We start from the raw sequence: 16,508 nt of genomic DNA, 5'->3' as shown, positions 1-16,508 counted from the left end.
CGGCGCATGCCGCGGATGCCACGCCACCGATCAGGGGCGGCGCGGCAGTGCGTCGATCCAGGCCGGATCGAGCACCAGCGCGCCCGCCTCGGCGCTGCCCCCGTCGCCGACAAACGGCAGCACACCCAGACACGGCGCAGGCAATGCGTCGGCGAGCAGCCCCAGATAGTCGTCGGCGCGCGAGAACTCCGGATCGATCCGGTTGCCGACCCAGCCCACGAGCCGACAGCCGTCGGCCGCGATCGCGCGTGCGGTCAGGCGGGCATGGCTCAGGCAGCCGAGCCGGAGCCCGACCACCAGCACCACTGCGCCCCCCAGCCACCGCGCCAGGTCCGCATGCTCGAGGTCCTCGGCCAGCGGCGCCGCCCAGCCGCCGGCGCCCTCGACCAGCACCACGTCGGCCGTGGCGGCGAGCCGTGCGTGCGCGGCGTGCAGCACCTCGGCCTCGACGACCACGCCGGCCGCGCGTGCGGCCAGGGTCGGCGCAGTCGCTTCGGGCAGTGCCACCGGGTTGACGTCGGCGTATGCCGGACGGGGCCGGCTGGCGGCCTGCAGCGCCAGCGCATCCTCATTGCGCCAGCCACCGTCCTGCCAATCGCAGCCGCTGGCGACCGGTTTCATCCCGACCGCGCGGCGACCATCGGCACGCAAGGCCTGCAGCAGCGCCACGCTGGCGTGGGTCTTGCCGATGCCGGTATCGGTCCCGGTGACCAGGCACGTGCGCGCGCTCATACCGGTGCGCCTATCGGGACGCCTGCGACGGCGCGGCCGGGCGGGTGCGACCCCGCTGCTACACTGCGCGACATGTTCACTTCCACACCTCTGAGCGGCAGCAAGGCCGACCAGTATGCCGCGCTCGCCGCGCAGGCCCGCGCCCTGCTGCACGGCGAATCCGATCCCATCGCCAATGCCGCGAACCTCTCGGCGCTGGTCTACCACGCCCTGCCGGACCTCAACTGGGTCGGCTTCTATTTCTACGATGGGGCCGAACTGGTCGTCGGGCCGTTCCAGGGCCTGCCGGCCTGTGTGCGCATTCCGCTCGACAAGGGCGTGTGCGGTGCCGCGGCGCGCACCCGGCAGACCCAGCGCATCGACGACGTGCATGCGTTTCCGGGCCACATCGCCTGCGATGCCGCGTCGCGATCGGAAGTCGTCGTGCCGCTGGTCGACGGCGACCGTCTGATTGGCGTCTTCGATCTCGACAGCCCGCTGCCGGCTCGGTTCGACGCCGACGATCAGGCCGGGCTCGAAGCGCTCGCACAGCTCTACGTCGAGCACGCGCGTTGAGCACGCCGAAGCTGCGCAACCTGGGACCGAGGTCGGCGGCGTGGCTGCGGCAGGTGGGGCTGCGCACGCGCGAGGATCTCGAGGCAGCGGGCGCGGTCGAGGCCTTCGTGCGCGTGCGACGGGCGGGCTTTCGGCCCAGCCTCAACCTGCTGTACTCGATCGAGGGCGCGCTGCTGGACTGCCACTGGCAGGAGGTCCCAGAGGCGCGTCGTCTGCAACTGGCCGAGGCCGCCGAAGCGGCGACCGCACAACTGCCCGACCCGCGCGCACGGACCGCGGCCGGCCCGGTCACCACGATCGTGCACGACGCGGCCGATCGCGACGACGCGATGCCAGGCGACACCGAGCGCTGAGCCGGCGAAACGCTGGCGTACAATCGCGCCTGCTTCGCGGTGACCCGGCCTGCCCGGGTTGAAACGGGAAGCCGGTGACGGGCGTCGCGAGGCGCCCCATTCCGGCACTGCCCCCGCAACGGTAAGCGTGTGCAAGCGTCGCTTCTCGCCACTGTGCCCTGTGCACGGGAAGGCGCGACGCCCGGGCCTGGAACGCCCACACGCAAGTCCGGAGACCGGCCTCGAAGTTCCACCTGATTGCGATGCGGCGGGCATTGCGACGACGTTCCGGGCGCCTCTGCGCCTGGACGGCGGTCCGTGCGCGCCCGTTCCCGCGATCTTCGCCCGCCCGCCCGCCGCGCGCTCGATGCGCGCGCGCAAGGAGACCGCAATGCCGTTCCGCACCCTGACCGTGGCGATCGCCACTGCCCTGCTCGCCCCGTCGGCGCTCGCCGCCCCCGGCGAACTCGACGCCGTGCTCGTCACCGCCAACCGGACCCAGACCGCGCTGGCCGACACCCTCGTGCCGGCACAGGTCATCGACCGCGAGGCCATCGAGCGCAGCCAGGCGCGCGACCTGCCCGAATTGCTGCGTGGCCGCGCCGGCATCCAGATCGGCAACAGCGGCGGCCCGGGCAAGCTGAGCTCGATCTTCCTGCGCGGCGCCGAATCCGACCATGTGCTGGTCCTCGTCGACGGCGTGCGTATCGGTAGCGCGACTGCCGGCATGCCGGCGATCCAGGACCTGCCGGTCGACCAGATCGAGCGCGTGGAGATCGTGCGCGGCCCGCGCTCGAGCCTCTACGGCTCGGAGGCGATCGGTGGCGTCATCCAGATCTTCACCCGCCGCCACGACGGCGCGATCTCGCCGCATGCACGGATCGGCGCCGGCAGCCACGGCCTGCGCGAAGCCAGCGCCGGCATCGGCGGCCGCAGCGGCCGGGGCTGGTTCGGCGTCGACGCGGCGTTCCAGCGCACCGACGGCATCGATGCCTGCCGCGGCTCGTCGGCCTTGCTCCAGGGGTGCTTCGTCGAAGAGCCCGACCGCGACGGCTACCGCAACCGCTCGTTGAACCTGCGCGCCGGCGTCCAGCTGACCGACGCGCTGCGCCTGGAAGGCCACGCGCTGCATGCCGATGCATTCAACCAGTTCGACGGCAGCCTCTTCGGGGGCAACGAGGCCGACACCGTGCAGCAGGTGGCGGGCGGGACGCTGACCTATGCGCCTTCGGACATCGTGCGCCTGACCGCGCAGGCGGGCCGCGCCTATGACAAGTCGAGCACCTACTTCCGCGATGCCGACACCGGCACGCGCAGCGATGTGGGCCGCATCGACACCCGCCGCGACACCGCCTCGGTGCAGGCCGACTTCGGCCTGGCGCCGACCCAGGGCCTGAGCCTGGGCTTCGACTGGCAGGCCGACAACCTCGACAGCGACACCCGCTACGCGGTGACCGCGCGCGACAACTACGCCACGTTCGTCGAGTACCGCGGCCGCTTCGGGGCGCATCGCCTGCAGGCGAGCCTGCGCCACGACGACAACGAGCAGTTCGGCGGTCACGGCACCGGCAGTCTGGGCTGGGGCATGGACCTGGCCCATGGCCTCCGCCTCACCGCCAGCGCCGGCACCGGCTTCAAGGCCCCGACCTTCAACGACCTGTATTACCCCGGCTCCGAGAGTCCGGACCTGAAGCCGGAACGCGCCAAGAGCGTGAACTTGGGGCTCTCGCAGCACGCAGCCCAGTGGCGCTGGTCGTTCGATGTCTTCGAAAGCCGCATCGACGATCTGATCGTGTTCGTCTATCCGCCGCCTGACTACGTCGGTCGCGGCAGCAACATCGACGAAGCCCGCATCCGTGGCGCCGAGCTGACGTTCGCGACCACCCTCGCCGGTTGGGACCTGTCGACCGAGTTGAGCCACGTCGACCCGCGCGACCGCAGCGAAGGCGCCTATCGCGACAACCTGCTCGCCCGGCGCGCGCGCAACAGTGGCCGGCTCGACATCGACCGCAGCTTCGGCGACTTGCGCATCGGCACCACGCTGCGCGGGGCCGGCAGTCGCTACGACAATCCCGCCAACACGCTGCGCGTCGGCGGCTATGGCACCCTCGACCTGCGCGCGGCCTGGATGTTCGCACCCGCGTGGACGCTCGAGGCGCGGGCGACCAATCTGCTCGACAAGGACTACGAGACCGTAGCGTGGTATCGCCAGCCCGGGCGCGAGTACGGGCTGGCGCTGCGCTGGCAGCCGCTCGCGCGCTGACGCGCCGCCGGTCGCGGTCGGCGCGCATCGACGCCGACCGCGACCTGGCCGCATCGCCCCGGCATCGGCGAGACTGTCGGCCGGCACCATTTTCGCAGGGACAGCAATGCGCGTATTCGTCATGGGCGCGTCGGGCGGCGTGGGCACACGGCTGGTCGTGCAGGCGGTGGCGCGCGGCCACCGGGTCACCGCACAGACGCGCTCGGCGGACCGGCTCACCGCCACGCCGGGCGTCGACATCGCCGTCGGCCGCCCCGACGACGCCCGCTTCCTGGCCGAACGCATGGCCGCGCACGACGCGGTCGTGATGAGCTTGGGCGTCGGCAGCCCCGGGCCGACGACGGTGTTCTCCGACGCGACGCGGGCAGCGATCGCCGCGATGCGCGACACCGGCGTGCGGCGCCTGGTCGCGATCACCGGCGTGGGCGCGGGCGAAACGCGCGGGCATGGCGGCTGGCTGTACAACCGCCTCATCTTTCCGCTCGTCACCCGCCACCGCTATGCCGACAAGGATCGCCAGGAGGCGTTGATCCAGGCGTCCGGGCTGGACTGGACGCTGGTGCGGCCCGCGCCGTTCACCGCGCGCCGCGGACGCGGCGACTGGCAGGTCGCGCTGTCCGTGCCGCCGTCGCTGCAACTGCGCTCGGTCACCCGGGACGAGGTCGCCGGTTTCGTGATCGATTGCCTCGAATCCGGCGACTTCCTCCACTTCACGCCGTTCATCGGGCGATCGCACTGAGCTCAAGGCAGGCGTGCGCGCTGCGCGACCGGATCGAGCGCAGCGCGCCGCAGATCAGTGCCCCGCCTCGGTGTCCCTATCCGCGATCGCCGCCTCGGCGATATGCGCCATCAGCCCGCTGCGGCCGGGCGCGACCTCGGCGGCCAGCACGTGGCGGTCGGGATAGTCGCCGCCGTTCTGCGCACGGAACGCGATCGGCGCCTGCTCGAACAATCCGGCCAGCCGCATCCGCCATGCCTGCGACGCCGACGCCAGGCCCTCTGCATCGAGGGCACCCGCGCCGTAGACCGCGAACGTGGGCAGCACCTGCATGCCCGGAAAGAACAGGGCGCCGTGGGTGATCGGAAACAGCAACTGCTCCAGCGGGCCATTGATGCCCCGGGGCGAGTAGTCGACCTCAGGGCCGCCGACCGACACCGCGAGCAATGCACGCTTGCCCGCAAACCCACCCTCTCCGTAGCGGTAGGCGTTGCCGGCGTCGCGATAGCCGTAGGCCAGCCCGTAGGCCCAGACCCGGTCGATCCAGCCCTTCATGATCGCCGGCATGCCGAACCACCACAGGGGGAAATGCAGGATCACCGCATCGGCCGCCATCAGCTTGCGCTGTTCGGCCACCACGTCCGGCGTCTGACCATCGTGGGCGAAGGCATGGCGCGACTCGGCCACGAACGACAAGCGCTCGGGATCGACGCGATCGGGAAAGTCGTCGGCATCGAACACCGCCTTCCAGTTGGCCGCATACAGATCGGAGTGCATCACCGTGTGACCTTGCGCGGACAGGACGTCGGTCGAGATATCGACCAGGCGACGGGTCGTCGAGGTGGGTTCGGGATGAGCATGGACCAGCAGGACGTGCATCGGCGCGGCTCACAGGGGGAATGCACGCAAGGTAGCCAGCGACGTCTTATAGTTGAAATGGATTCTCGCCATTCCAGGTATCGTCATGCGCAATACCTTGCAAGGGCTCGACCTCAACCTGCTGCGCACGCTCGACGCGTTGCTGGTCGAGCACAACGTGACCCGCGCCGCGCAGCGGTTGCATCTGGCGCAGCCGACCATCAGTGCGCAGCTCGCACGGTTGCGGGACTTCTTTGACGATCCGTTGCTGTTGCCGGGACCGCGGGGCATGCGCCCGACGGCCCGTGCCGACGCGCTGCGCGAACCGCTGCGGCAGGCCCTGGCGGCGTTGGCCCAAGCGGTCGCGCCCGCCCCGCCCTTCGCGCCGGCCCTCGCCCGCCAGACCTGGCGCATCGCCGCCTTCGACTACAGCATGCTGACGGTGCTGCGCCCGGCGCTGGCCACCTTGCGGACCGCCGCGCCCGGCATGCGCCTGGCGGTCGTGCAACGGCCGCCGGGTCAGATGGCCGGCAGTGCGGCGCAGGATGAGATCGACCTCGCGTTCCTGACCGATGCCGAGGCGCCCCCCACGCTGCGCTGGCGCCGCATCTTCACCGAGCGCTACCTGCTGGCCGGGCGCGCCGGCCATCCCGGATTGAAACGCCGCCCCACGCTGGCGCAGTTCTGCAAACTCGACCATGCGATCGTCTCGCCGGACGGCGGCGGCTTCGAGGGTGCCACCGACCGCGCGCTCGCTGCGCGCGGCATGGCCCGTCGCGTCGTACTGTCGGTGCCGCAGTTTCTGGCGATGCCGGCGGTGCTGGAAACCAGCGACCTGGTGGCCATGCTGCCCTCGCGCCTGGTCCAGGCGAACCCCGCGCTCCGTGTGGTCGCCCCGCCGATCGACATTCCCGGCTTCGACCTGCTGATGCTCTGGCCCGAGCGCGTCCATCGCGATCCAGCGCACCAGTGGCTGCGGGCCCACATCGCCGGCGCGGGCTGACGCTGTCCGCGCGCAGCGGCCGTCTGCCGCACGGCAGCCGAGTCACGTCATGCCGGCGGGCCCAGCACGTTCGCGTATCGACCCGGAATTATTGGTATGACCAATACACCTGCGACCTGGTCGTCTTGACGATGAATGGGCCGGTTTCGCTACACTCGCTCCATATCGTCAGAGCACCGCCCAGATTGGCCCGACCAATTTGACCTGGAATCGCAGGCGCGGGTTGGTCAGCACGTGTGGGGAGGACGCGAAGCACCATCACGGCGTACTGCGTCCCCGCGGCGATGTCCGGCGCCCTCCCCACTTCGCAGGTGAACCGACATGGAAGAGTCCCGGATGCCCATTCCCGCCCCCGTCACCCGCCCCGGCACCATCGGCGCGCGTCGCTTGCGTTTGTCTGACCAGGTCGCAGACCGCGTGCTGGCACTGATCGATGCACGCGCACTGCGCCCCGGGGACCGCCTGCCGGCCGAACGCGCACTCGCGCTCGAACTGGGCGTGTCGCGCACTGTCTTGCGTGAGGCGATCGCCCGGCTGGCGAGCCAAGGCGTGCTGCATGCGCGCCAGGGTGGCGGTACCTATCTGTGTGCGCACGACGCACCCGCGTTCCCGCGCATCGCACCGCTGCAGCCATTCCTCGGCGTGTTCCGGAGCGATCCGGAGTACCGCTACGACGTCCTGGAGATCCGGCACGGACTGGAGGGCATGGCCGCCTGGCACGCTGCGCTACGCGCGACCGCCGAGGACCGCGCGCGGATCGCCGATGCCTTCGACGCGATGCTGGCTTTGCATGGCCGCAACGATCCGGCCGGCGAAGCACGGGCCGATGCCGCGTTCCATCTGTCGATCGCCGAGGCCTCGCACAACCTGGTGCTGCTGCAGGTGATGCGCGGGATGTTCGACCTGTTGCAGACCAACATCTCGCAGAGCCGGGAAATGCTCTACGTCTCGGCGCGCACGTGCGAACCGCTGTTGCTGCAGCACCGGGCGATGCGCGACGCCGTCCTGTCGGGCGATCCCGAGGGCGCCCGCGCCGCCGCGCACACCCATCTTGCATTCGTGCACACCTCACTGCGCGAACTCGACGAGAACGAGGCGCGCCGCGCACGTGCCTCCCGCCTGCCGCCGTCGCACAGCTGAAGGCTGCCGCCATGATCATCGCCGCCTCGACCGACTACCGCGCCGCCGCCCGGCGACGGCTGCCGCCGTTCCTGTTCCACTACATCGACGGCGGCGCGTATGCCGAACAGACCCTGCGTCGCAACGTCGCCGACCTGGAAGGCATCGCCCTGCGCCAGCGCGTGCTGCGCGATGTCGCCGACCTGGACCTGTCGACCGAACTGTTCGGCGAGCGCCTGGCCTTCCCCGCCGCGCTCGCGCCGGTTGGACTGAGTGGCATGTATGCGCGCCGCGGCGAAGTCCAGGCGGCCCGCGCAGCGGCTTCGCGTGGCATCCCGTTCACGCTGTCGACGGTGTCGGTCTGCGCGATCGAGGAAGTCGCCCCCGCGATCGACCGGCCGATGTGGTTCCAGTTGTACGTGCTGCGCGACCGCGGCTTCATGCGCGCCGCGCTCGAACGCGCACAGGCCGCCGGTTGCACCACGCTGGTGTTCACCGTCGACATGCCCACGCCCGGCGCGCGCTACCGCGACGCGCACTCAGGTATGAGCGGCCCCAATGCCGCGCTGCGGCGCCTGTGGCAAGCGGCCACGCATCCGCGCTGGGCCTGGGACGTCGGCCTGCGTGGACGGCCGCACGATCTGGGCAACATCTCCGCCTACCGCGGCGCTGTGACCGGACTGGCCGACTACATCGGCTGGCTGGGCGCGAACTTCGACCCGTCGATTGCGTGGAAGGACCTGGAATGGATCCGCGCGTTCTGGCGCGGACCGATGGTCATCAAGGGCATCCTCGACCCCGACGATGCGCGCGACGCGGTGCGCTTCGGCGCCGACGGCATCGTCGTCTCCAACCACGGCGGGCGTCAGCTCGATGGTGTGCTCTCGACCGCGCACGCACTGCCGGCGATCGCCGATGCGGTCGGCGGCTCGCTGAAGATCCTCGCCGATTCGGGCGTGCGCAGCGGGCTGGACATCGTGCGGATGCTGGCGCTGGGCGCCGACGCGGTGCTGCTGGGACGTGCATTCGTCTATGCGCTGGCCGCGGCCGGCCAGGCCGGGGTGGCACACCTGCTCGACCTGCTGCAGCAGGAGATGCGCGTGGCGATGACGCTGACCGGTGCCCGCACCGTCGCCGACATCGGCCGCGACACCCTGGTCGCCCCGTTGCGCTGACCCCGCCGGGGCGCCCCCGGCGCTGGCCGACCAGACGCGCGCGATGGCCGCTGCGCTGGCCACAGGCGCGAGGTACAACGATGCCAGATCGTCGAGGCAAGCCACGACCCGCTGGCGATCGCACATGCGATGTGGGCGCTTCTCGACCGAGGGAGCGACCCGTCGCTGCCGCGTCACGCAGCGTCGGACGCCACGATGCGCCGCCAGTGGCGGGCGACGTCCTCGAGGCTGTCGCACTGCACGCGCGCCAGATCGGTCGGATAGACGACCCCGGGATGCTCGCTCAGGCGGAGACCAGCGAACTGCCCGTTGCTGGCGCGCAGAATGAAGCCCGTGTCCTGGCACAGCGGACTCGCCAGGTACAGCACGCCAGACGCCACCCATTCGGGCTTGAGGGTGTCGGGCGGCTGGGTGATGCCCCACATGCGAGTCTTGGCGACCGGCGACACCGCATTGACCAGAATGCCGTGCGGCGCCCCTTCCATGCTCAAGGCATGCATGATGCCCACCTGGGCCATCTTGCCGGCCGCGTAGGCCGTCAATCCCGGCTGCGCGTACTGCGGATACAGGGCGCGGTCGGAAGTCGTGAGCACGATGCGCGCCGATAGCGACCGTTGGAGGTGCGCCCAGGCGTACTTGCTCAACCAGATCGGCGCGCGCACATGGATGCCGAGGGCGCGTTCAAGAAACGCCTCTTCCTGCGCCTCGATGGCCTGATAGCCGACCCACCCGGCGTTGTGGATCAGGATATCCAGCGCGCCGAACTGCGCGATGGCCAGATCCACCAACTGCCGGCAACCGGCCTCATGATCCAGGCGGCCACTGTGCGTGATCAGTTGGCCCTCCCTGGCGCGCAAGGTCCGTGCGGCCTCGACGATCACGCTGTCGTCGGCGGCGCTGCCGACCCGGTCAGTGCCCAGGTCGCTGGCGACCACGTACGCCCCCCGATCGAGCAATGCCTGCACATAGGCGCGGCCCAGCCCCTGGGCCGCGCCGGTCACGATGGCGACCTTGCCCTGGAACAATGCCGCATTGCGATTCTCGTCTTCTCCCACTTGGCACCTCGCGCGAACTGGATGCCACGATGATGGAAGCGGTGCGCCCGCCGGTAAAATACTCGATGGCGCGCACAGTGAGACTCAGAACGTCTCACTGTGGCGTGGCAATGCCAGCGTCCGGCAGACCTCGTCGATCAGCCGATCCCGGATTGCACAGGGCGCGTGCTCCCGCCACGCCATCAGCAGCGTCACCTGGCGCAGCGCCTCGGGCGCCGCCACCTCGATCGGCCGGAACGTCACGTCGCAGCGCCTGTCGTCGGCCAACGAGGCCGGCAGCAGCGCAACGCCGAAGTCACTTGCCACCAGGGCCACCAGCGTCTGCAGTTGCCGCGCCTGTTGCACGATGCGCGGCGCGAAGCCCGCGACTTGGCACAGCTGCGCAAGTTGATCGTGGAAGCCTTGACCCAGATACCGAGGCGACGAAACGAAGGCCTCGTCCCGAAGCGCAGTCAGCGGTATACGCGCGCTGCCTGCCAAGGGGTGCCTTGCCGGCAATGCCACCACGAGCGGCTCGTGCCAAATGGGCAACAATCGCAAGCCGGGCGTGGTGCGGCCCGGCGCGCGCATGAAGCCCAGGTCCGCGCGCCCCTGTTCCAATGCCTCGACTTGGTCCTGCGTCGAGGCCTCGTGCATCGTGAACGCAACGCCCGGATACGCCAGGCGAAATCGGCGCAGCGCACGCAGCAATTCACCATAGGGCGCGATGTTGATGAAGGTCAGTACCAGATGCCCCTCGACGCCCTGCGCAACGCGGCGGGCCTGTTCGACACCCGCGTCCATCAGATGCAGCATCTGCCGGGCCGATGCCAGAAACGCGGTCCCGGCCGGCGTCAGCGACACACTGCGGTTGTTGCGTTCAAACAAGGGCGCGCCAATCGCCTGCTCGAGCCGCCGAATGGCCTGGCTCAGCGGCGGCTGGGCCATGTGGAGCCGTTGCGCGGCGCGATTGAAGTGCAACTCCTCGGCCACTGCGATGAATTGGCGAAGCAGCCGGGTTTCGATCATGGCAACAGCACCAGCCTCGCGCGGAGTGTGCGCATGATAGGGGACCGGTCACGATCGCGCCCCCGTCTGGGCCACGCAGGATCGCAACTGCCGACCGGGACTGCGCCGGTGCGCCGCGCGCGATCCACAAAAAAGCCCCGCGGGTGCGGGGCTTTTCTGTGACTGCGTGCGAGCGCGGTCAGGCGACCGGCGCAACACCCGAGGCCTGCGCCCCCTTCGGTCCCTGCGTCACCTCGTAGCTCACCCGCTGCCCCTCCTGCAGCGAGCGGAAGCCGCTCGAGTTGATCGCCGAGAAATGGACGAACACGTCCGCACTGCCGTCCTCAGGCGCAATGAACCCGAATCCCTTCGCATCGTTGAACCACTTCACTGTGCCGTATTGCATGAACGTCTGACCTCGTCTGGATACGTGATACCGGCCTGCCTGCAAGGGGCGGCCGGCGGGTCGAGTATGCAAAGCATGCAACCGCCGTGGCAATCAGGGCGCGAGCAGCGCCCGCAACAGGGTCGGAATGCCGGACGAGGCCGCAGCGACGTTGGCCAGCACGTCCTCGAAGGTGATGACCTCGTCGACTTCGGGGCCGGCGCCGGCCGCCCAGTTGGCGACGATGGCCAGGCACGCATAGTCCAGGCCGAGCTCGCGCGCCAGACCCGCCTCGGGCATGCCGGTCATGCCGACCAGGTCGCAGCCGTCGCGGCGCATGCGCGCGATCTCGGCCCGTGTCTCCAGTCGCGGGCCCTGGGTGGCCCCATAGCAGCCGCCGTCGACCAGCGCCACGCCGGCGCGCGCGGCCGCATCGACGACCGCCCGCCGCAGCGCCGGCGTGTACGGATCGCCGAAATCGACGTGCAGCACCTCGCTGCCCTCTTCCTCGCAGTAGGTCGACACCCGGCCCCAGGTGTAGTCGATCAATTGGTCGGGGCAGGCCAGCACGCGCGGTCCGAATCGCTCGGTGATGCCGCCCACGGTATTGAGCGCGAGCACGCGCGAGGCACCCAGCGCCTGCAGCGCGGCGAGATTGGCGCGGTAGTTGATGCGGTGCGGCGGCAGCGAGTGGCCCTCACCGTGGCGCGCCAGGAATGCGACGCGGCGGCCGTCCAGGGTGCCGATCCGCACCGGACCGGACAGGCCGCCGTAGCGCGTCACCGGTTGGTGCGCCTCGACATCCTGCAGCTCGGCCAGCGCGTAGAGCCCGGTACCGCCGATCACGGCCAGGTCGATGGATGCGGTCATCGCGATATCTCGTCAGGCGCCGGGCGACGCGGGACCGGGATGATAGCGCCTGGCCGCCGTCGTCCCGCTACCGCACAGGCGTGCGGACACGACCGCGCCAGTCCGACGTGTTCAGTCGGCCAGCGCGTAGATCCCCGGCAGGTTGCGTCCCTGCTCGTGGAAATCCATGCCGTAGCCGAACACGTAGCGGTCGGGCACTTCGACGCCGACGTAGTCGGCTTCCACACCCTCGACGCAGCGATCGTGCACCTTGACCGCGAGCACCGCGACGCGGACCTCGCTCGCCCCCTGGTCCTCGCACCAGTGCCGCACGGCCTTGAGCGTATGGCCTTCGTCGAGAATGTCATCGACCAGCAACACCCGCCGGCCCTGCAGCGGCGTGGCCGGACGGTGCAGCCAGGCCAGACCCGAGCCCGTGGTCGCGCCGCGGTAGCGGGTGGCGTGCAGATAGTCGAACTGCAGGTCCAGTTCGCGCTCGCCCAGCGCGAACGCCAGCTGCGCGGCGAACGGCATGCCGCCGTGCATCACCGTGATGAACAGCGGCGGCACCTCGTCGTCGCCGTAGTCGTCGGCGATGCCGTCGGCCATCGCCTCGATCGCCTCGTCGAGCACGTCGCGGTCGAACAGCAGGTCCGCGCTGTCGAGCACGTCGTCGAGCCGGGGGATGTTCATGCGATGTCTCCGTTGCGATGGGCAGTTGCGGCGAGCGCGCCGTCCCAGCCGAGGGGGCCGCGACCGATCAGGCCGGTCAGCGCCATGGTGTTGAGCGCGCGGCCTTCGACGGCGGCGAGCGATTCGGCGACGAGTTCGGGATGGCAGACCAGCACCACGTCGCATCCGGCATCGAGGTGCGCATCGACGCGCGCCTTGATGCCACCGGCCGAGAATGCGGCGGCCATGCCGATGTCGTCGGAGAACACGACCCCGCGGAAGCCCAGCTCACCGCGCAGGATGGTCTCGATCCAGCGCGGCGAGTAGCCCGCCGGCTCCGGTGCGACCTGCGGATAGGTCACATGCGCGAGCATCACCGCATCGGCACCGGCGTCGATGCCGGCGACGAACGGCACCAGGTCGTGCGCGCGAATTTCCTCGAGGCTGCGACGATCGACCGCCTGGTCGAAGTGGGTGTCCTCACGGACCGAGCCGTGGCCGGGGAAGTGCTTAAGCGTGGCCGCCATGCCCGCCTCGTGCATGCCGTCGACGTAGGCGCGCGTCAGCGCAGCGACGATCTGCGGGTCGTCCGAGAAGGCCCGGTCGCCGATCGCGAGGTTGCCGTGGCCGACATCGACCACCGGCGCGAAACTCAGGTCGACGCCGCTACCACGCACCTCCTCGGCCATCCGCCGCGCATGCGCGCGCGCCTGGGCGAGCGCCGCATCGGGGTCGCTCAAATACTGCACACCGAAACCGGCCAGCGGCGGCAGCGCCGTGTAGCCGTCCACGAAGCGCTGCACGCGGCCGCCCTCCTGGTCGACACAGACCAGCTGCGGCCGCGGCGCGGCCTCGCGGATCGCAGCGGCCAGTTCGGCGATCTGCGCACGCGAAGCAACGTTGCGCTTGAACAGGATCACGCCGGCGCAGGCATCGTGCTGCAGCCAGTCGCGCTCCTGCGCGGTGAGTTCGGTGCCGGCCACGCCGATCACGAGCATTGCGGACATCTCCATCGAGCGCGCCGGGCGGCGCAGACGGGCATTGTCGCAGATGCACGCATCGCGCCGGGCGTGCGCAGCGCGGTGTTCAGGCGCAGCCGTCCGGCCCGCAAGCGGCACCGGTTGCCGACGCAGGTGCTGCGGCGGCCAGCGCCTGGCGCAAGATCTCGACCAGTTGTTCGGGCGGCTGCGCGCCCTGCACCGCCAACCGCCCGTCGATGACGAAGGTCGGGACGGCGCGGATGCCCATCGCCTGGGCCTGAGCGATCTGCGCCCGCACCTCCGCCTCGCCTTCATCGCCGGCTAGCAACGCCCGCACGCGCGCCGGGGCGAGCCCGCCCGCTGCGCCCGCCTCCACCAGCACCTCGACATCGGCCAGGTTGCGACCTTGCGCAAAGTGGGCATGGAACAGCGCCTCGCCGACGGCGTCGGGGTCGCCCTCGCGCGCGGCCAGCGCCAGCAGCCGGTGCGCCGGCAACGTGGTCACCCGGACCTGGCCGCGGTCGAAATCGAACGGCAGGCCCTCGGCGCGGGCAGTGGCCTGCGTCTGCGCCAGCAACTGCGCCGTGCGCTCGGCGCCGCCGAACTTGCGGGCATAGGCCTCGCGCAGCGGCACCGGTGTGGCGTCCGCGTCGGGGTCGAGCAGGAAAGGATGCCAGTGGATGTCGATCGCCGGCGCCTCGTCGCCGAGCAGCGCGATGGCGCGTTGCAGGCGGCGCTTGCCGATCCAGCACCAGGGACAGACCACGTCGGACCAGATGTCGATTCTCATGCGCGCATCATGCGCCGGTCCCCGGCCGCGCGCGCGCCTCAACCGCGTTCCGCAGCGTCCCAGCGGGAGAACGGATGCGCGGCGAGCGCCAGGTTGTAGTAACGCCTGTGGTCGGTGACCTCCTCGCCCAGCCAGTCGGGACGCGCGAAGGCCTCGTCGGCGTCGTCCAGCTCGATCTCGGCCACGACCAGCCCGGCGTTGTCGCCGAGGAACTCGTCGATCTCCCACAGGTGATCGCCGTGTTGCACCAGATGTCGGCGCTTCTCGACCCGGCCGCCGACGCATAGCGTCAGCAGCGCGTGCGCATCGGCGATCGGCAGCGGCAGCTCGAACTCCTGTCGGGTATGGCCGATCGCGCGCGACTTGATGTTCACGAACGCCGCCTCGCCCTCGATGCGCACCCGCACCGAGGCCTTCTGCGCCCCACTGTCGAGCGCGGCCATGTCATTGAGGTAGCCCTGCGCCATCGGCACAACCGCGTGCGCGGCATTTCGCCACGCGTCGGACGTCACCAGGAACTTGCGTTCGATTTCGACCGCCATGGCGCTACGTCTTCTCGAACACCGCGATCGATTCCACATGCGCGGTTTGCGGGAACATGTCCATCACCCCGGCGTCGATGAGCCGCCAGCCGCGCTCGTTGACCAGATAGCCGGCATCGCGCGCCAGCGACGCGGGGTGGCAGCTGACGTACACGATGCGGGCGAAACGTTCGAGCGGCAGTTGGCGCAGCACGTCGATCGCACCCGAGCGCGGCGGGTCGAGCAGCAGCTTGTCGAAGCCCTGGCGCATCCACGGCGCGCCGCGCTGGTCCTGGGTCAGGTCGGCGGCATGGAACTGCGCGTTGCCCAGGCCGTTGTGCGCGGCATTCTCCCGCGCGCGCGCAACCAGCCCGGCTTCGCCCTCGACACCAACGACCTCGCGCACGCGACGCGCCAGCGGCAGCGTGAAGTTGCCCAGACCGCAGAACAGATCGAGCACACGGTCGTCGGGCTGCACGTCCAGCAGTTCGAGCGTGCGCGCGATCATCGTGCCATTGAGGCCGGCGTTGACCTGGATGAAATCCAGCGGCCGGAACTTCAGCTCCACGTCCCAGGCCTCGAGCCGGAACGACAGCGCCGGCGCCTGCGGCCACAGCGGATGCACGCTGTCGTTGCCGCCCGGCTGCAGGAAAATCGCCATCCGCTGCTGCTGGCCGAAGTCGGTCAGCGCCGCCAGATCGCGCTCGCCCAGCGGCTGAAGGTGGCGGAACACCAGCGCCACGCCGTCGAACTCCGGGGTCGGGTCGCCAGCGATGAATTCGATCTGCGGAATGTCGCCGCGGCCATCGAGGCCGTCGACCAGCGCGCACAGCGCCGGGATCGCGGCGCCGATCGGCGGGATCACGGTGTGGCATTCGTGCAGGTCGGCGACGAAGCGCGGATCGCGCTCGCGGAAGCCCACCAACGTCTTGTCCTTCTTCTCCACACGCCGCACCGAGAAGCGGCCCTTGCGGCGGTAGCCCCAGGCGCGGTCGACCAGCGGTGCCATCCAGCGCTGCGGCGTGACGTGACCGATGCGCTCGAAGTTCTCGCGCAGCACGCGTTGCTTGGCCTGGATCTGCTGCTCGGCGTCGAGATGCTGCAATACGCAGCCGCCGCAGACGCCGAAATGCGCGCAGCGCGGCGCAATCCGGTGTTCGGAAGGCCGCAGCACCTCGAGCGTCACCGCCTCGTCAAAGCTGCGCGAGCGCGCGGTGCGCTGGGCGACGACCTGCTCGCCCGGCAGCGCCCCGGCGACGAATACGGCCTTGCCGTCGGGCAGCCGCGCGACACCGCGGCCATCGTGGGTCAGATCGAGGATGTCGACCTGGAAAGGAGTCTGATCGAGGCGTTTGCGGGCCACGTGGCGAAGGCTGTGGGCGGAAAGGCCGCGTATTGTCGCAGAAGCGGCTGATAGATCGTCGCGGAGCCGGACCGTTTATCGCCTGCAGAAGTCCAAGCCACTTTCACGAGTTGAGTCGGACTCCGGAGGGGCATCGGCCTGCCGGCCGGAA

Annotated in this window: 18 protein-coding genes and 1 riboswitch; of the genes, 7 read left to right on the top strand and 11 right to left on the bottom strand. The window is 70.3% G+C overall.

Going from position 1 to position 16,508, the window contains the following annotated elements; all coding sequences use genetic code 11:
• Window positions 1-30 precede the first annotated feature (30 nt).
• Window positions 31-732, bottom strand: a complete 702-nt coding sequence (gene bioD / locus WAF18_RS14790) for a dethiobiotin synthase (protein ID WP_337245782.1) — start codon at window positions 730-732, stop codon at window positions 31-33.
• Window positions 733-804: 72 nt separating this feature from the next.
• Between bioD and WAF18_RS14785 the strand changes: the two genes are divergently transcribed.
• From WAF18_RS14785 to WAF18_RS14770, 4 genes are all read left to right on the top strand, one after another.
• A complete protein-coding gene (locus WAF18_RS14785) occupies window positions 805-1,287 on the top strand; it encodes a GAF domain-containing protein (protein WP_337245781.1) in 483 nt (160 codons plus the stop codon).
• Window positions 1,284-1,640, top strand: a complete 357-nt coding sequence (locus WAF18_RS14780) for a TfoX/Sxy family protein (RefSeq protein ID WP_337245780.1) — start codon at window positions 1,284-1,286, stop codon at window positions 1,638-1,640. Before WAF18_RS14785 ends, WAF18_RS14780 begins: the two co-directional genes overlap by 4 nt.
• A gap of 20 nt (window positions 1,641-1,660) precedes the next feature.
• A riboswitch (cobalamin riboswitch) is annotated at window positions 1,661-1,879 on the top strand.
• Between the two features lie 131 nt (window positions 1,880-2,010).
• Window positions 2,011-3,882 (top strand): TonB-dependent vitamin B12 receptor, encoded by a 1,872-nt coding sequence (gene btuB, locus WAF18_RS14775; protein ID WP_337245779.1) that lies wholly within the window; start codon window positions 2,011-2,013, stop codon window positions 3,880-3,882.
• Window positions 3,883-3,988: 106 nt separating this feature from the next.
• On the top strand, window positions 3,989-4,621 hold the full coding sequence (locus WAF18_RS14770; RefSeq protein ID WP_337245778.1) for an NAD(P)H-binding protein: 633 nt from the start codon (window positions 3,989-3,991) through the stop codon (window positions 4,619-4,621).
• Between the two features lie 54 nt (window positions 4,622-4,675).
• Here the strand turns inward: WAF18_RS14770 and WAF18_RS14765 are convergent, their stop codons facing one another.
• Window positions 4,676-5,479, bottom strand: coding sequence for an NAD(P)H-dependent oxidoreductase (locus WAF18_RS14765; RefSeq protein ID WP_337245777.1), 804 nt, complete (start codon window positions 5,477-5,479; stop codon window positions 4,676-4,678).
• A gap of 85 nt (window positions 5,480-5,564) precedes the next feature.
• Between WAF18_RS14765 and WAF18_RS14760 the strand changes: the two genes are divergently transcribed.
• The 3 genes from WAF18_RS14760 (at window position 5,565) to lldD (ending at window position 8,755) form a co-directional block, all read left to right on the top strand.
• A complete protein-coding gene (locus WAF18_RS14760) occupies window positions 5,565-6,461 on the top strand; it encodes a LysR family transcriptional regulator (RefSeq protein ID WP_337245776.1) in 897 nt (298 codons plus the stop codon).
• A gap of 336 nt (window positions 6,462-6,797) precedes the next feature.
• Window positions 6,798-7,601: a transcriptional regulator LldR gene (lldR, locus tag WAF18_RS14755; protein WP_337245775.1), complete on the top strand. Its 804-nt coding sequence runs from the start codon at window positions 6,798-6,800 to the stop codon at window positions 7,599-7,601.
• An 11-nt stretch (window positions 7,602-7,612) separates the two neighbouring features.
• Window positions 7,613-8,755 carry an FMN-dependent L-lactate dehydrogenase LldD gene (lldD, locus tag WAF18_RS14750; protein WP_337245774.1) on the top strand — a complete coding sequence of 381 codons (1,143 nt, stop codon included), beginning with the start codon at window positions 7,613-7,615 and terminating at the stop codon, window positions 8,753-8,755.
• A 173-nt stretch (window positions 8,756-8,928) separates the two neighbouring features.
• On the opposite strand, the gene WAF18_RS14745 is transcribed toward lldD, so the two are convergent.
• The 9 genes from WAF18_RS14745 to rlmD all read right to left on the bottom strand — a co-directional run bounded on the left by WAF18_RS14745 (window position 8,929) and on the right by rlmD (window position 16,357).
• Window positions 8,929-9,810, bottom strand: a complete 882-nt coding sequence (locus tag WAF18_RS14745; RefSeq protein ID WP_337245773.1) for an SDR family NAD(P)-dependent oxidoreductase — start codon at window positions 9,808-9,810, stop codon at window positions 8,929-8,931.
• Between the two features lie 84 nt (window positions 9,811-9,894).
• Entirely contained in the window at window positions 9,895-10,818 is a 924-nt protein-coding gene (locus tag WAF18_RS14740) for a LysR substrate-binding domain-containing protein (RefSeq protein ID WP_337245772.1), read from the bottom strand.
• Window positions 10,819-10,996: 178 nt separating this feature from the next.
• Complete coding sequence (locus tag WAF18_RS14735; RefSeq protein WP_241946029.1) at window positions 10,997-11,203, bottom strand: cold-shock protein; 207 nt, start codon at window positions 11,201-11,203, stop codon at window positions 10,997-10,999.
• A gap of 93 nt (window positions 11,204-11,296) precedes the next feature.
• The gene (locus tag WAF18_RS14730) at window positions 11,297-12,052 is read right to left on the bottom strand and encodes an S-methyl-5'-thioinosine phosphorylase (protein WP_337245771.1); all 756 of its coding nucleotides are present in this window, start codon (window positions 12,050-12,052) and stop codon (window positions 11,297-11,299) included.
• Window positions 12,053-12,163: 111 nt separating this feature from the next.
• Window positions 12,164-12,724 (bottom strand): hypoxanthine-guanine phosphoribosyltransferase, encoded by a 561-nt coding sequence (locus WAF18_RS14725; RefSeq protein WP_183426326.1) that lies wholly within the window; start codon window positions 12,722-12,724, stop codon window positions 12,164-12,166.
• Complete coding sequence (nagZ, locus tag WAF18_RS14720) at window positions 12,721-13,701, bottom strand: beta-N-acetylhexosaminidase (RefSeq protein WP_337245844.1); 981 nt, start codon at window positions 13,699-13,701, stop codon at window positions 12,721-12,723. Before nagZ ends, WAF18_RS14725 begins: the two co-directional genes overlap by 4 nt.
• Window positions 13,702-13,789: 88 nt before the next feature.
• Window positions 13,790-14,473, bottom strand: a complete 684-nt coding sequence (locus WAF18_RS14715) for a DsbA family oxidoreductase (protein WP_337245770.1) — start codon at window positions 14,471-14,473, stop codon at window positions 13,790-13,792.
• A 38-nt stretch (window positions 14,474-14,511) separates the two neighbouring features.
• Window positions 14,512-15,015, bottom strand: a complete 504-nt coding sequence (locus WAF18_RS14710; protein WP_337245769.1) for a CYTH domain-containing protein — start codon at window positions 15,013-15,015, stop codon at window positions 14,512-14,514.
• A 4-nt stretch (window positions 15,016-15,019) separates the two neighbouring features.
• Window positions 15,020-16,357, bottom strand: a complete 1,338-nt coding sequence (gene rlmD / locus WAF18_RS14705) for a 23S rRNA (uracil(1939)-C(5))-methyltransferase RlmD (RefSeq protein WP_337245768.1) — start codon at window positions 16,355-16,357, stop codon at window positions 15,020-15,022.
• Between the last annotated feature and the right edge of the window lie 151 nt (window positions 16,358-16,508).

Source organism: Luteimonas sp. gir, from assembly GCF_037198055.1.
Classification (GTDB): Bacteria; Pseudomonadota; Gammaproteobacteria; order Xanthomonadales; family Xanthomonadaceae; genus Luteimonas; species Luteimonas citri_A.
Note: the sequence above shows the minus strand (reverse complement) of the source record. Positions and strands in the feature narration are given on the sequence as shown.

What these genes read in the sequence shown, in the direction of transcription:
- WAF18_RS14770 (WP_337245778.1), top strand. Translation starts at nt 3,989, where the DNA reads ATGCGCGTATTCGTCATGGGCGCGTCGGGCGGCGTGGGCACACGGCTG.
- WAF18_RS14730 (WP_337245771.1), bottom strand. Translation starts at nt 12,052, where the DNA reads ATGACCGCATCCATCGACCTGGCCGTGATCGGCGGTACCGGGCTCTAC.
- WAF18_RS14725 (WP_183426326.1), bottom strand. Translation starts at nt 12,724, where the DNA reads ATGAACATCCCCCGGCTCGACGACGTGCTCGACAGCGCGGACCTGCTG.
- WAF18_RS14760 (WP_337245776.1), top strand. Translation starts at nt 5,565, where the DNA reads ATGCGCAATACCTTGCAAGGGCTCGACCTCAACCTGCTGCGCACGCTC.
- WAF18_RS14740 (WP_337245772.1), bottom strand. Translation starts at nt 10,818, where the DNA reads ATGATCGAAACCCGGCTGCTTCGCCAATTCATCGCAGTGGCCGAGGAG.
- nagZ (WP_337245844.1), bottom strand. Translation starts at nt 13,701, where the DNA reads ATGCTCGTGATCGGCGTGGCCGGCACCGAACTCACCGCGCAGGAGCGC.
- btuB (WP_337245779.1), top strand. Translation starts at nt 2,011, where the DNA reads ATGCCGTTCCGCACCCTGACCGTGGCGATCGCCACTGCCCTGCTCGCC.
- lldR (WP_337245775.1), top strand. Translation starts at nt 6,798, where the DNA reads ATGCCCATTCCCGCCCCCGTCACCCGCCCCGGCACCATCGGCGCGCGT.
- lldD (WP_337245774.1), top strand. Translation starts at nt 7,613, where the DNA reads ATGATCATCGCCGCCTCGACCGACTACCGCGCCGCCGCCCGGCGACGG.
- WAF18_RS14715 (WP_337245770.1), bottom strand. Translation starts at nt 14,473, where the DNA reads ATGAGAATCGACATCTGGTCCGACGTGGTCTGTCCCTGGTGCTGGATC.
- WAF18_RS14710 (WP_337245769.1), bottom strand. Translation starts at nt 15,015, where the DNA reads ATGGCGGTCGAAATCGAACGCAAGTTCCTGGTGACGTCCGACGCGTGG.
- WAF18_RS14765 (WP_337245777.1), bottom strand. Translation starts at nt 5,479, where the DNA reads ATGCACGTCCTGCTGGTCCATGCTCATCCCGAACCCACCTCGACGACC.
- WAF18_RS14785 (WP_337245781.1), top strand. Translation starts at nt 805, where the DNA reads ATGTTCACTTCCACACCTCTGAGCGGCAGCAAGGCCGACCAGTATGCC.
- WAF18_RS14735 (WP_241946029.1), bottom strand. Translation starts at nt 11,203, where the DNA reads ATGCAATACGGCACAGTGAAGTGGTTCAACGATGCGAAGGGATTCGGG.
- bioD (WP_337245782.1), bottom strand. Translation starts at nt 732, where the DNA reads ATGAGCGCGCGCACGTGCCTGGTCACCGGGACCGATACCGGCATCGGC.